Source organism: Spirosoma sp. 48-14, assembly GCF_001898575.1.
Lineage (GTDB): Bacteria > Bacteroidota > Bacteroidia > Cytophagales > Spirosomataceae > Spirosoma.
In genome coordinates, this window is record NZ_MKUD01000031.1 from 1,035 (window position 1) to 17,175 (window position 16,141).

Here is a 16,141-nt window from a genome sequence, read left to right on the forward strand (position 1 = left end):
GACCAGCCAACGGTAGGTATTAGCTCTCCAGCCAATAACGGTACGGCAACCACCAGCCCAACGGTTTCAGGTACAGCAACGCCCGGCAGTGTAGTAACGCTGACCGGACCGGGTAACCAGACCCTGTGTACGACCACGGCTTCGGCTTCGGGTACCTATAGTTGTCCGGTAAGTGTACCGGCAGGCCCCAACAGCATCACAGCGGTGGCATGTAACGTGGGTGGCTGTTCAACGCCGACAGTAAGCAACTTCACGGCGGTGGGTCCGCCCAGTCTGACGGTCGTGCAACCACCAACCGGAGGCACTACTCAGCCAATTACGGGTACGGCGACGCCAGGTAGTACGGTAGCTATCACGGGCCCAGGGAACACCACTTTGTGTACGACCACGGCATCAGCCTCGGGCACCTTCAGTTGTCCGGTGAGCATACCGACGGGTGTTACGCCTTTGACGGTGACAGCCTCGGGGCCGGGTGGTACCACGACGGTGCCCATAACCGTAACCGCGACGCTGGCAACGCCCTGTACGCCACCTATTCCTGGGCAGGTTATTGCGGCTGCGACTAGTCCGCTTGTCGTCAATAGCAGTACGAACTCCTTTAGCTACATTAGTGGTAATAGTGGAACGAGCACAAGGTGGTTCATTGTACCGTCAACAACGGCATCACCCAATAGTGGTACAGGAACGGTAACCGGAAACATAACCTTCCTGAATGCTGGCTGGTATCAGGTGATTTTTGAAGAGACCAATAGTAATCAACCTGTAGGCTGTTCTATACCCGGTACTGTCCAATCATCACTGGATGTTTATATAAGCCCACCAGTTGTACCGTGTGCAAGTCCAAGTTCGAGTACGGTATTGGTAACGCCATCGAACGGGGCTGTGGCCATTGGAGGAACCGCTAGTTTCTCGTTGACAGGAGGGCAGCCTTACCAAAACGTACAGTGGCAGATAGTACCCAGCACGGGAGCTACGCCCCTTGTCGGAACGGGTAGTACGGCTACTGTGACCTTCAGTCAGCAGGGGTTGTACCGGATCGTCTTTACGTTGACCAACGCAGGTGATTTAACCTGTATACCGGTACAAAGCGTTAGCTCGGCGTTAGTGGCGGTTGGCTTAAATCCCTGTGCGACGCCATCACCCATTACGATCGTCAATACGACGTCTTCGTCGGGAACTGCCGCTGCTGGAACAACGCAGACGTTCCAGGCTGTGGGTGGAATTCCTGGACAACTGGCCTGGAAAGTATATCCAACAACCGGCGTATCCAGTGTGAGTGGTATAGGTGGTACAGCGACAATCACGTTCTCACAAGCGGGTAATTATGTCGTTACCTTCCTGTCTGTCAATAGTTCGCTGCCGCTGGGATGTACCATGCCAACCGGACTGGCAAGCAATCTTGGGATCACGATTGTTAACCAGCCTACGGTAGCCATCACCTCCCCAGCCAACAACGGTACGGCCACAACGACGCCGACGGTTTCAGGTACGGCGACACCGGGTAGTGTGGTGACGCTGACAGGTCCGGGTAACACCACCCTGTGTACCACAACAGCCAGCGCATCAGGTACGTATAGCTGCCAGGTGAGTGTACCGGCAGGTCCTTCCAGCATCACGGCTGTAGCTTGTAACACAGGCGGCTGTTCGACACCCGTAGTGAGCAACTTCACAGCGGTGGGTCCGCCTAGTTTGACGGTAGTTCAACCACCAGCCGGGTCTACCACGCAGCCGATTACGGGTACAGCGACACCGGGTAGTGTCATTGTGATCACCGGGCCGGGTAACACCACCCTGTGTACGACTACGGCCTCTGTGTCGGGTACTTTCAGTTGTCCGGTAACGGTTTCTACGGGCGTAACACCGGTAACGGTAACAGCCTCGGGGCCGGGTGGTACCAGCAGTGTTCCGTTGAGCCTGACGGCCACGAATGCGCCTACAGTGATTATTGCTGGACCTCCTGGTGCTATTCTGACCAATAGCCCAACGGTTTCGGGGACAGCCACACCGGGTTCGCTGGTCACGATTGTTGGCCCGGGCAATACGACCTTGTGTACAACGACCGCTGCCGTGAACGGCAATTATGCCTGTACGGTGAATCTGCCAACGGGTCCGACTACCCTGACGGCTATTGCGACCAACGGCGGAGGAACGGGTACGGCAACGACAACCGTCACCGTGACGGGATTACTGGCCAGGGTTTATTTGCAGGGCGCTCTGATCAATACCCCTGTTGCGGGCAGGATGCGGGATGACCTACGGGTTAAAAACCTGATTCCGACCACAGAACCCTATACGAGTCTGGGCTTTACCCAGATAGGTGGAGGGGGAGGAGAGGCCATCGCCAATCCATCGGGTGTCTTTGCGGTAACGGGTGCCAATGCTATTGTCGACTGGGTGCTTGTTGAACTTCGGGACGCCAATGCCCCTGCAACCATCGTTGCTACCCGATCCGCCCTGGTTCAGGCTGATGGCGACATTGTCAGCGTTGATGGAACCTCGCCCGTAACGTTTGGACAGGGTGTGACACAAGGCACTGCTTACTACGTGTCGGTACGCCACCGTAACCACCTGGGAGCGATGACCGCATCGCCGGTGTCAACAACAGCCCCAACGGCACCAGTTGTTGACTTTACCAACGCAGGAACACCTGTTTATCAGTATCCAGTGGGGAATATACTTCGCTCAACGGCTCCGTTAGCGACTCAGGATGGCTTGCCAGCCTTATGGGCCGGTAATACCCTCAAGGATAATCAAGTGATATTCCAGGGACCTAGTAACGATGTAGACCCGATCTTCTTCGATGTATTGGGCGATCCAGGCAATACCGGCGGATTCAGTAATTACATCCGCAATAATGTCTATACGGTGAGTGATGTGGACATGAACGGTCGGGTAATCTTCCAGGGGCCATCCAATGAAGTGGATACCATCTTCTTCGAGATTATGACCCATCCCGATAACGTCGTCAATCAGTACGTCAACTTCATTATCCGTCAGCAGCTTCCCTAATGTATGGCTTCCCAGAATTCTGGGAAGCCATACCATATCTAGTATTAAGCCTATAAACCGATGAAATACAGATATCTATACCTTTTCGCGCGGATGCTGCTTTGGGTAGTATTATGTCCGCTGAGTGTATTAGCCGCTACACCGGTCAAATTTAAAATTGATCGGGACGCCACCGGAACCTACCGGGTGTACATGACCTCGACCACTTCGTATACGGGTACTCAGGCCCGCATTGCCACGGCCCAGGTGACGGTACGGGTACCGACGGGCACCTTTTCCAGCTTACCGCAGGGAACAGGCTCGCCAACGGTTACGGGTTATCAGAGTATGGGGTGGACCGCGTCTACCCGTGTAAATGCCCCCTCCGAAAATCCTGGGGTTGATTATATCTCCTTTGGCTTTAGCCAGTCGGCAACCCCTACGTTGTTTACGATTCCGGCGAACACGGATATACTGCTGTTTTCATTTTCGGATAACGGCAACTGTCCGGGATCGATTCAGCTCTGGTCATCGACCGATCCGTTTCAAGGGGTATCGACCAGCACAAATCCCGGGAACCAGATCACAATTCTGGGGAATGGGGGGGATGCCTACGGCGGGAACTATGGGAGTGCAACAACCTGTGGCGCCCCAGACCTGGTATCCAGCGTGGGGCCTGTTCCGACCCTAACGGCCGGGCAGACGTCTAGCCTTCCCGTTAGCCTGAGCAATATCGGTACAGCGCCAGCAACAGGGCCCATCAGCTTTGTGACGGTGTTGCCTACGGGTATCAGCTCGCCGTCCAGCTTTTCCAGCAACGGCTTTGGCTGCACAACCAGTGGGCAGACTGTAAGCTGTAGTAATCCGAATACGCTGGGTGCCGGTAGTCAGATTGGTTTTGTGATTCCCATCACGCCGAGTACCAATGCCGTTGGGACAACCCCCGTTTTTTCGGGTACCGTGTCAACCCCTACGGTCGAGAGCAATACCACCAATAACACGGCTCCACCCGTATCGGCCCCTTCGCCCGTTCAGCAGGTATCGCCAGGCTGCGTAGCAACGGACTGTAATACGGGCGTTCGCTACGGCTTAAAGTTAGGGGCCGATGGTATTACCTACACCGTCTATATGAAGTCGGCTACGGCATATTCCGGTGCGCAGGCCCGCATTGCTACGGCTCAGGTAACGGTTAATCTGCCAGCTGGTACGCAAATTACCAACCTGCAAAACTTACAGGTTGGTATGAGTTGGGTAATGAATGCCCGGGTAAATACCCCCGCTGAAGCAACGAGCCGTGATTATGCCTCGTTTGGGTATAGCCAGAGCGCCAGCCCAAGTTTGTTTCCGATCGGATCGAATGTCGAAATTCCACTCTTCAGTTTTCAGCGGGTTGGGGCCTGTACAGGTGCCATCAGTTTGTGGAATACAACGGACCCCTTCCAGGGCGTATCGACAACCACGAATCCCGGTAACCAGATGACCATTCTGGGCAATGGCGTTGCCAATGCCTGGATGTGCAACTATACCTGCCCGGTTGTTTGCCCGGCCCCAGTACTCAGTCTGGTCAAGCAGGCTCCGGCCAGTATCACCCAGAATACACCGTTCAGCTATACATTCACGGTGTCCAATAGCGGAAATCTGGCAACCAGTGGGCCTATCACCGTGTCGGACGTACTACCGGCTGGCCTTCAGTTTGTAACGGGTGGCGGGAATGGCTGGACCTGTTCGGCAGCTGGCCAGTCGGTTAACTGTACGAGTTCCGTACCCATTGCGGCAAGCGCCAGCAGTAGTTTTTTACTAACGGTAAACCCGACATTAGCTGGCACGGTCCTCAATAATGCGACAGTGAGTGGAGGGGGTTCAACTACAGTAACCCCATCGCAGCCCTGTGCCGTATGCCCACCTGGTTCAACAACGGCCATTGTCAACCTTCAGCCATCCGACCTGGCGTTGTCGATCAATCAGCCGGGAACCTTGATTGCCGGGCAGGCAAGTCCATTGACGCTTAACCTGACCAATATACTGGCAGGGATCGCCAGTGGTCCCCAGACCATCACGTTAACCCTGCCAACCGGAGTTAGTGCGCCTTCGACCTTTACGGCTACAGGGGGCTGGGGCTGTTCAACGACAGGCCAGAAGGTCGTTTGTAGTACAGCAACCAATCTGGTCAATGGACAAACGATAACGCTGACAGTCCCCGTAACGCCATCCAGCTCGGTTATCGGTACTACGCTTGTATTCAGCGCCACGGCGGCAGCGTCCAGTACGGAAACAAACCTGACCAACAATACCGCCACCATTACGACCTACACGCCCGTTATTGGCAGCGATCTGGCCTTGACATTCGGCACCCTGCCCACGTTAGTGCCTGGTCAGAATGGCTATCTGCCCCTGATCATCACCAATGTTGGTCCGGCAACAGCGCCCGAAGCCCTAACCCTGGCCGTCACCTTGCCCGCTGGCATTTCCCTCAATCAGGCGGCTTTACCGGCAGGCTGGTCGCTCGTGAGTAGTTCGAACGGGCCAAATGGGACCACCATCGTTACGCTGTTGAATGCAAACAGCGGATCACTGCCAAGTGGAAGTAGCCTGACGCTGAATCTCCCTATTTCCATTGGAGCCGGTACGTCGGGCACGGTCAATTTCCTGGCTACGGTAACCCCGGTAACTTCTGAAACGAATACGGCCAACAATACCGCCACAACATCGGCTACGCTGGGATCGCCTGATTTACAGACCTCGATTAGCGGCCCAAGCCCGGCATTGGTCGTTGGACAATCGTCTACCATCACCGTTACGGTACAAAATGTAGGTAATGCGACCGCAACAGGTCCGATTACGACCCGGATTACCATTCCGGCAGGCTATGCCATCAACCAGGCAGCCATTCCCGCCGGATGGACGGTCCAGTCGATCACGACTAACCCGGATGGAAGTACAACGCTGACATTGGTTAATAGCGTCAGTTCGCTGGCACCGGGCCAGAGCATTGCCTTCAGCCTGGGGCTGACCCCAAGTCCTCAGGTAGCCAATGTGACAGGAGTTATTTCGGCAACAGCGATTCCCGTATCGGGAGAAACCAATACATCCAATAACGTAAGTAGCCTACAGGTCACACCCGTTGCGGCCAACATTGTAACCAACCTGACGCTGCCGACCCAATTTACGGCCGGGCAGCCGTCCAGTGCTACGATTACCTTCACCAACACGGGGACCAGTGGCTACACAGGACCGTTGACGGCTCAGATAACGCTGCCGAGTAGTGTGACGGTGGGCGCACTGCCTCCAGGCTGGACGTATACGAATCAAACGTTGAATGGGAATGGGACCATCACCTACACTATTACCAATCCGAATGTCAGTCTTCCAGTCGGTGGTAGTACAGTCGTTCTGTTGCCGCTAACCCCTGGAAGCGGTTTAATCGGTCAGCAATTGCCCGTGACGGTAATTACGCCGACGATTCCCTACATCCCAGGAACCGTTTCGACCAGTACACAGAGTAGCCCGGTGGTGGCTCCAGCGGCCCCCAATGTTATTGTCGTGATTGGGAACCCAACGCCACCGTTGTCGGTCGGTCAAATCTCGATTATTCCCATTACGTTCACCAACATCGGTAACGCGACAGCGAATGGCCCGATTAGTACAACCATTAGCTTGCCAGCGGGTGTTTCGATTGTCGCTGGTCAATTACCAGCCGGTTGGGTAATCAGTGGAACGACTTCCGGTCCCAATGGCAGTACGATCTATACGCTGACCAATCCGACGGCCTCAATACTCGCCAATGGAGGGCAGCTCGTGCTGAATCTGCCCGTCTTTACCAGCCAGCCAGCCGCCGGAACAACGCCCTCGATCGTGGTTATCATACAACCAGGAGGTCAGACGATACCGGGCTCCGCTACCAACGTATGTACGACGATTACCGCGCCGAATATGGTGCTGACCGTTGGCCAGCCTACACCCGCCTTGGTGGTCGGGCAGACGTCTATCTTACCGGTTACTATCCAGAACATTGGCAATGGAGCGGCTTATGGTCCGCTGACCGCTCAGGTAACGCTTCCGGCTGGCGTTTCGCTCAATCAGAGCCAGTTAACGTTACCAGCTGGCTGGACGCTGACCAGCAATGTGCCCGGCCCAGGCGGAACAACGGTTCTTGTGTTCAGCAACGCGAATGCCTCTGGATTTGCGCCCGGTAGTTCGGTCGTTCTCAATCTGCCGATCACGCCAAACGCATCGACTGCCGGATTGACGATACCCTTTAGTGCCACCCTGTCGCCTGTTCTGGGCCAAACCACGGGCGCTACGCAGACAATCTATGCGCCGGTACAAGCCGCTCCGGTTGCCGACCTGACCATTAGTGGGGGGCAGCCGCAGCCCAATCTGGTTGTGGGTCAAACCTCCGTTTTCCCGATAACGATCCAGAACGTGGGCAATGCCGCAACGAGTGGCCCGATCTCCTTCCAGATGGGTTTACCGGCCGGGGCAACGATCAATACGGCTCAGTTACCCGTAGGCTGGACGATCCAGTCACAGGTGCCACAAGGGAATGGGACTGTTGTAACCCTAGTGAACTCAAGCCTGGTTTTGGTGCCGGGGCAAAGCACTACGGTCAATGTTCCAGTTATTCCAGCGGGCTCGCTGGCGAATGCGTTACTCACGATAGGGTTATACGTTAATCCGGCCACGGGCGAAACCAATCTGTCGAATAATTCAGCGACCATTGTTACAACCGTTCCCGTTCAGCCAGCACCCGCTCCTGATTTAGCCGTAACGATACCTTCGCAATCGTTTACTCTGGCGGTGGGGCAAGTCTCGAATGTCGCGTTTAACGTTACCAACATTGGGAATGGAGCCGCAACAGGTCCGTTAACCCTCCAGTTTTCGATGCCAACGGGCTTCAGCACCCAGCCGACATTCTTCTCGACGGGGGGATGGGGATGTGCCAGCACAGGCAGTGTGGTATCCTGTACCAATGCGAGTGGTTTGGGCATAGGCGCATCGTCGGCCCTGATCGTTCCGGTACTTACAACGGCAACAGCGGGTGGTCTTATCAATCCGACATTTGCCATCACTGTTGCTCAGGCTACGGGTGAAACGGTGTTGTCCAACAACATTGGCACCATCAATTATGTGGGTACAGTTGTGGCTGCTGATCTGGCTATTAGCTTTCCAAGCCAGTCCTTCACCTTGACAGCCGGGCAGGTATCGTCGGTGTTGCTTCAGGTGTCTAATGTGAGCCCCTGGGCGTCGGCGCCGGGCCCACTATCGGTAACCCTGGCCATGCCCGCTAATTTCTCGACAGCTTCCAGTACGTTCACGACTAATGGCTGGACGTGTTCGTTAATCGGTACGGTTGTGGGTTGTACCACCTCGGCTAGTCTGACAGCCGGTGCATCGACTACCCTTGCCATTCCGGTTGTTCCCCTGGCGGCTGCCGTTGGCTATTCGAATCTGACGTTTGGCGCTGCCGTGGCCCCGGTACAGGGCGAAACCAACCTGGCGAATAACATAGCGTATCTGAACTATGTGGGCAGTGTGCTGCCGGGAGGGGTTGTATTAGCGGTCAAAGCCCTGTTACAGGGAGCCTATGACCCGTCGACGGGACTCATGCAGGATAAGTTAAGACAGAAAAACCTGATTCCATTGGCTCAGCCTTACGGAACCGTGGCAGGTGGTAATTCGGTCTATACATTTATCAATAGTGGCAACGAGACCACCACTTCGGCTATCCTGTCGCTTACGGGTGCCAACGCCATTGTCGACTGGGTAATGGTTGAGCTTCGGAGTGCGGCCAACCCGCAAACGGTAGTGGCTACCAAGCCAGCTCTCATTCAGCGGGATGGAGACATTGTAAGCTCTGTCGATGGTGTTTCGCCATTAACCTTGCCGAATCTGACAAGTGGGTCTTACTACGTGGTTGTACGACACCGGAATCACCTGGGTGTGATGTCGGCTCAGCCGATTGCCCTCTCCAACAGCGCTTCTACCGTCGACTTTACGAATATGGCGAACGTATATAAGCGACCGGGTGCCGGCAACTATCCTGAATACATCCAGAATACGAAGGCGATGTTATGGGCTGGTAATACAGATGGCGATACACAGGTGATCTTCCAGGGACCCAATACCGATGTCGATCCAATCTTCTATCGGGTGATGGCCGATCCTGCCAATACGGGCTTTATCGCCAACTATATCGCGTCCGGCTATGATGTGACCGACGTCAATATGGATGGTACGACCATTTTCCAGGGACCAACCAATGAAGTAGACACTATTTTCTTCAATGTGGTCGGTCACCCAGACAATACAAACCTATTAGCCAATTTCATTATTCAGCAACACTTGCCCTAAGGATCAGCCTGTTGGCTCCATTCAGGGGCCAACAGGCCTGACCTGAAACGGCAAATAACCAGCTTTTTATTATGAAAATCCCTTTCAAAAAATTCGGATTCGTGCTGACGTTAGCCAGTGTTAGTCTGGTGGCTCAGGCACAGGTGAAATTTAAGTTAACCCGTACCGATGATGCGACCTACACGGTCAGTATGGTGCCTCAGCAAACGGTTCCCGACCGCCTGGCCATTACCGGCACCATGCAGGTCAGTATGAAAATCAAAGCATCGGAAGGTTTTGAATTAGGTGGTATAACTTCCCTACTCCCCAGTGTTGAATGGGATAAAGGAACGCTCATCAAAAGCCCGGAAGGCGCTCGTGACTTCGATTATCTGTCTATTGCTCTGCAATCGATGGCGACACGGGGATTGGCTTACAAGGCAGATGAAGAAGTTGCCCTATTTTCCTTCCACAATGTCGGCAATCCGGTTTCGTCGATTCAGCTATTGGAGAACGATTCCGATCCACTGGTTAAATCCATTACCAATCGATTCAATGTCCAGAACCACATCAGTGTGCTTGGATTTGGCCAAAAGAACGCCTATACCGGCAATTTGGCGGACGACTCCCCAACCAGCCTGAAAATTGGCCTGCGACGCCTGTTTCCTAACCCAGCCAATAATCAGGTAACTGTTCAGTGGTCGAATTTCATCAATGGATTTGAGGGGGAGGTAGAGCTGGCTATTGTTGATGCGGGTACTGGTCGGGTACAAACTCGCCATAAAGCTTATATGAACGCCGGAAACAATGAAACCTCCATTCCTGTAGCCCAACTCCCGGAAGGACACTACCTCATTCAACTGGAGAAAGGTGGACGCCAGGTGGGGCAGGGACTTAAACTGCTAATCGCTCGCTAAAAACGATAAGGGAGACTGTCAAAGCCTCCCTTATCGTTCCAACTAGTTACCAATTCAGGTATAAAATTTCAACGTATCATGCATACAATTCGGCTGGGTTTCGGCACACTATGGCTGTTGATCCTGGGGCTAACATCGGCCTTTGGTCAAGTTAAATTTAGAGTAGGCATCGACTCCGATAAAGTCACCTATCGGGTTTATATGACCTCAACAACCAGTTACACAGGCAATAATGCCCGGATTTCTACATCTCAGGTAACTCTTTTGGTGCCCCACGGGATGGGTAGTAATCAGTTCATGGTTAATAACCTTACCGGCAAGCAGGTAGGATCAAATCAAATGGCATGGAGCCTCAATGCGCGCGTAGATGCCCCTACGGAAAATCCTGGTGTCGACTATCTGTCGTTTGGGTTTAGTGGTAGTGCCAGTCCAGTACTCTTCGATATTCCGGCCAATCAGGAAATCGAACTCTTTTCATTTAAAAATACAGGTGCCTGCTTAGGGATTGTGAGTTTGTTTGAGAACAATACCGACCCATTTCGAACGCCTAATTCCCGCAATACGAACCCAGGGAATCAGATGACCATCCTGGGGCATGGACCTGGTAATACGTACGTTGGAAATTACGGGAGCGGTGCTTCGTGCTCCAGAGCAGTACCGGATTTAACGGCGTCAATTTCCGGGCCGTCCAGTTTAACGACGGGTAATTCGGGCAACTATGTCGTAACTGTAAGCAATGTCGGTTCTGCTTCGAGCGCCGGGGTAATCTCCGTTAACATGCTCATACCGGCAGGCTTAACCTTTACCAGTGCCACTGGGTCTGGCTGGAGTTGCACAACGGGTAACCCATCCGCTGGAAGTCAACCCGTAAGTTGTACCAGTGCAGCCGTTTTAGCCGTAAGCGCTACGTCGAGCTTCACGCTTAATACGATTGCGTCAGCTTCATCAGCAATCACAACCACCCTCTCCGGCTCTGTGAGTGGCGGAGGAGAAACGAACTTGACAAACAATACCTTTAGTCAGCCAGTAACCATACAACCGGTAAGTTCAGGTGCCTACGATTTAAGTTTGGCCATCACAGCCCCGAGCTCGTTATCGTCGGGCGGTACGGGGAACGTCGTGTTAACGGTTACCAATGTCGGTACAGGGTCGTACATAGGGAGCACCACCATAAAAACATGGCTTCCTACCGGATTTACCTACAACGGGACCTCTACTTCTGGCTGGACCTGCAGTTCAGCCAATCAACCCAATCAGGTAGAAGTCACGTGCACAACGTCACAGTCTGTTGGCGCAGGAGCCGGCTTGCCTCCTGTACAACTTTCTGTGACAGGGGTAAACTCGGGAACGTCGGTTATACAGCTACCCGTAAGTGGAACATTGATTGTCGGCGGTGGCAACGATAACCCTTCGAACAATTATGTCTACTGGCCAATCAGTATTCTTGGAAACCCAACCAAGCCTGTTAGCGCTACCGCCGATTTATCGACCACCGTGAAGGTAACCAACTCAGCCCCCAACCAATATGAATCGGTACAGGCAATCATCGTGGTAACCAATACGGGTCCTAATTCGGCCACTGGTATCACCTCAAAAGTAACGATACCTTCAGGCTATCCTGTTGTTTCCTATACGGCTTCGGGCGGTACCTTTTTGTCCGCTACCGGAATTTGGAATGTAGGGAGTCTGGCAGCGGGCCAGAGTGTAACCTTGACCGTTACCTTGTCGGCCAATACGGAAGGGGTAGCCAACATCAGTAATGAGATTATCACCTCCGGGCAGTATGATCCAGATTCAACGCCGAACAACCATGTTGAGGGGGAAGATGATCAGGCCCAAAGCTGTTTTTCCGTTCCGATCGTGTTATGCCCAGGCCAGGCCGTTGAAACCAGTGTTCCTGGCTCGTTAACGGCTATTCAGTGGTACCGTAATGGACAGCCTATTCCACAGGCTACCTCCGCTACGCTAACGATTACGCAGGAGGGCACCTACACGGTCATGACGAATGTAAGCTGCCCTTCCAGTGGGTGCTGCCCGTTGATCGTTCGCATGAATCCGGCCGGAAGCTGCTGCCAGCCAGTACAATGTGTTCCCTTTGTTGTCAGGAAAAAAAGCCGGTAAACGACATGCGCCCCTGTCAGAGACGTAGAAACTATGTTGGCCTACTGGTTCTGGGCTTCTTTATCAGTATTTCAGCACAGGCGCAGGTATACTTACGCCTGGCGCTGGATGCCGATGGAATGACTTATAAAGTTTACATGCGTTCGACGACAGCCTATTCAGGACGGCAGGCTTTACTAAGCACAGCTCAGGTTACCCTGGCAGTACCCCACGGCACAGGCTCTAATCGGTTTGAGGTAACGGATTTGACCTCGCCCATTGCATCGATGCACTGGCTTCAGAAAGATCGTGTCGATGCGCCAATCGAGGAGCCTCTTAAGGATTATTTGTTTTTTAGCTTTATTAACAACAGTAATCCGCTTGTGGCTTTTGATATTGCGGCCAATACCGATATACTTCTGTTTCAGTTTAAGCGCAAAGGGAATTGCCTAGGGCGAGCCGAGCTACTGGATAATCAAACAGACCCCTTTCGAACGCCCAATTCAAAAGGCATCAATGTAGGCAATAGTGTTTCCCTGTTAGCTACTTCAGGGAATGCCTATTTGGGTAATTTGGATAAACTGCCTTCATTGACGCTAAAAGCAACAGAATTGATCTGTGTTGGTCAGCCAGTCGAACTGCTAGCGGTGGTTTCGGGCTCAGAACCACTGGCAACGTACCAATGGTTCGTCAATGGGAAGTCAATCAGTGGGCCATCGGGGTCTCCCCGGTTCACGTATTATTTCCCGTCCGGATTGGCCGGTAATTGGGTCGACATTCAGGTTGTGGGGACACTCAAAGGATCATCGGCTTGTGATGAGCGGAGTGTAACTGCGCATGAGAAGCGATTTGTAAAACCAGTACCAGCCGCGACATTGTCGGTAAAGGGCGACACCTGTGCGGAGCTGCCCATGACGCTGGATACACCATTCATTCCCCAGGCAAGTTATCAATGGTATGCTGATACGCTACCTATTTCAAGAGCTAACCAGGCTGCGTATGCGGTAAAGCAGAGTGGAAACTATTCCGTTAAAGTAACTATTGAGGGCTGTTCCAATTCATCACGGACGATAGCACTAATTGGCATTAAGGCGGCCGATCGAATTGAGATCTCTGCGCCAGCCTCCCAAACATTGATCGCCGGTATGGCTGTACCAATGAATGCACGTGTAAGTAATGCCAATTCATACCATTGGCTGCCTGCCAGCGGACTTAGCTCTCCTACTATAGAAAACCCGGTGGCCAACCCAACTCAAACGACTACCTATACCTTAACCGCTCAAAATGACTCCGGTTGTGTTGTAAGTGACACGATTCAGCTTTTTGTTATGCCCGGCTTATACATGCCATCTGCCTTTTCACCGAATAACGATGGGGTCAATGACAGTTGGTTAATTGAAAATCTTGAATATTATCCAACAAGTCAGGTTACGATCGTAAACCGATGGGGCGTCATTATTTATTCGCAGAGAGACTATCATAATGCCCCCTGGAATGTACAAAATCAGGGACGTGAAATCGACTCGGGTATTTATTATTACTCAATTCGAACGCCATTTTCGTACCAGACCGGAACTATAACAGCTATAAAATAAACGTTCCAGCAGCCAATGAAGGGAGCCTGGAACGGATACCGCCATTGCTGGTTGTAATCCGCTTGGCATGCACCAGAACGCCTTCCCAACGGAATTTTATGCACTTGTCGGCTTACAGGGTTTTCCTGTCAGATTAAGGTAAGCCATGTGAGCGGTAACGTATAGTGGATATCGTTTGTGTTTGGGGTCAGATAAAAATTAAAAACATACCCGTTAAACCCTTAAACGTATGAATGAAATAGTGCAAATTTTATATAGCTACTTTAGATTTCGCGCTGCCGTATTGCGGACAGCCAGCCTGAAAGGAATATCGCATAAAACTTTTGTGAATGTAACCGGCTTGAACATTGAACGAAAATACAAAAGAAGGTACAATCCGGAGTCATGGAAACCCAGCGAGATACACAGGCTTTGTATTGAAATGAATTTACCAACCCTGGCAGCAAAAAAAATTGACATGGTCGCCCCGTTTATTATGAACTTACCTCTTTTAGTGAAGCAAAAAATCTTTAAATCCTGTTCACTCGATCAAAGGAAGCTTAATTCGCGATTAAGGAACGCTGACAACTGGCAGTTAAATGAGTTGGAGCGGATCGCTTTTGTGCTCGAGGAATTTCAACGGAACAGTAGTTAATTAATATAGCTTGCAGTTGTTAGATTTATGATCCATGACATTTATTGTTTTTTAATTATTTAATAGGCTGAATTGTTGAAAATATAATGGTATTTTTCTACACAAAAGCTCCTGTACTATGTCTCATGAGACATAGTACAGGAGCTTTTGTGTAGGCTATTTTAGTTGTTTTTGTATTTTTTATAAGCTTTATTTTACACCATTTATAATACGATCAACGATCCATAAGTTATTAAAAACGGCATTAAAACTTATCCATTGGTATATACAACTAGTTGGCAATAGGAATTCATGCGAATTATGCCAGGTTTGTGAGTTTATGATACGATACCTGTAATACAGATACTTACTTGTTTTGTTTTTAATGTCTATTTCTATCTGAAATTTCTTTTTTAGTAATTCAAAGAACATGGTAATGCTTTTAACTTTATATCTGACAAGTGCATCGTATATTGCTCTGCCAATGTAGCGTTCCTGTTCAATACTTGATAGGTTAGATAAGTTACTTGTTTTGGTGCCCAGCGCTGTATTTAAATTTATACCATAATACGTCGGTTTGAGGAGCCATATAGCAATCTGCAAAGCCATAAATTCATATAAAATCGACTGGTGCTTTTTATATAGTTCATTGTTAGGGTACAGTGAAGATGATTGGATAATTAACTCTAATGTATTATTCGATGTGGGATTAGTGAACACCACACTTGGGGATTCCATCGCATCTAAACTGTACAGGCAATAGCGAATAATCTTATAATACTGGGTGTCGTCTAATGGTATCGAAACGGGTAATTCGATTCGAAGACATATAATTGTTTCATTATTTTTAATTATTTCATTGAAGGCATCGATGCAATGCGTCTCTGTTATATTTCTACGAAAGAATACTTTTTCATTTGTCCACTCCGTTAATCTAGGCCCAAGACTTTTTACTAATAGATACCTTAACCCAAGGCGTTTTGAGCTATACCCACTAATTAATGAACTTATTTGAACCATATTGTTTAGTGAGTAAGGCACAAATGAACTATGCCCTAAGATGCTTGTATTCAACCGATCTGGTTTTGCTTCGTAATCTGATAACATGAGTAGGTAGTAGTTAAAACGATATGGCTGTCTAAATAGCCATCTTGGTCAGAAAGGGAAAAGGAAAGGGTTAGAAATAGGTTAGAAATAAAGTAGGCTTAGTAGTAATACATAAGCCAGTATTATAATAAGAACGGTAAGTCGAATAGTTTTTTTAGATACCGTAAAAAGCTTCCTTAGTTTGTAGAAAATGTACATCTGCTTATTGTTTAGTAGAACGACAGAGTCAACTTCAGCAATTTTAATTCTGTACAGACATGAACTTCTTACTTCGTAAAAGCCGTTGAATAGTAACACTGAAAAAATAAATCCAGACGTATTATTCTTTACTTTATAAGATTGAGCAGCATTAGGATTTTTTTACCCAAGAGCAATAAAATCTTAAATACGGAGATGCACTCAATAAGAAGCTTCATCAAAATGAGCCAGAGCATACCAGTTTTACTACGCTAATAAAGTGCATGTAGCTTTGAGTAGTAATCTAAATCTAT

The 16,141-nt window shown here is 50.6% G+C and carries 7 protein-coding genes; 6 read left to right on the forward strand and 1 reads right to left on the reverse strand.

What is annotated here, in order from left to right:
* The 6 genes from BGO59_RS17280 to BGO59_RS17305 form a co-directional block, all read left to right on the forward strand.
* Nucleotides 1-3,009: Ig-like domain-containing protein (locus tag BGO59_RS17280; protein ID WP_293685015.1), on the forward strand; the 3,009-nt coding region annotated here is incomplete at its 5' end.
* Between the two features lie 60 nt (nt 3,010-3,069).
* Nucleotides 3,070-9,339, forward strand: coding sequence for a hypothetical protein (locus tag BGO59_RS17285; RefSeq protein WP_293685017.1), 6,270 nt, complete (start codon nt 3,070-3,072; stop codon nt 9,337-9,339).
* A 71-nt stretch (nt 9,340-9,410) separates the two neighbouring features.
* Entirely contained in the window at nt 9,411-10,235 is an 825-nt protein-coding gene (locus BGO59_RS17290) for a T9SS type A sorting domain-containing protein (RefSeq protein WP_293685019.1), read from the forward strand.
* 78 nt (nt 10,236-10,313) lie between these two features.
* A complete protein-coding gene (locus BGO59_RS17295) occupies nt 10,314-12,356 on the forward strand; it encodes a DUF11 domain-containing protein (RefSeq protein ID WP_293685021.1) in 2,043 nt (680 codons plus the stop codon).
* Between the two features lie 5 nt (nt 12,357-12,361).
* Nucleotides 12,362-13,930, forward strand: a complete 1,569-nt coding sequence (locus BGO59_RS17300; protein WP_293685023.1) for a gliding motility-associated C-terminal domain-containing protein — start codon at nt 12,362-12,364, stop codon at nt 13,928-13,930.
* A 229-nt stretch (nt 13,931-14,159) separates the two neighbouring features.
* On the forward strand, nt 14,160-14,564 hold the full coding sequence (locus BGO59_RS17305; protein WP_293685025.1) for a hypothetical protein: 405 nt from the start codon (nt 14,160-14,162) through the stop codon (nt 14,562-14,564).
* A 189-nt stretch (nt 14,565-14,753) separates the two neighbouring features.
* On the opposite strand, the gene BGO59_RS17310 is transcribed toward BGO59_RS17305, so the two are convergent.
* Nucleotides 14,754-15,650 carry a hypothetical protein gene (locus BGO59_RS17310; protein ID WP_293685027.1) on the reverse strand — a complete coding sequence of 299 codons (897 nt, stop codon included), beginning with the start codon at nt 15,648-15,650 and terminating at the stop codon, nt 14,754-14,756.
* Between the last annotated feature and the right edge of the window lie 491 nt (nt 15,651-16,141).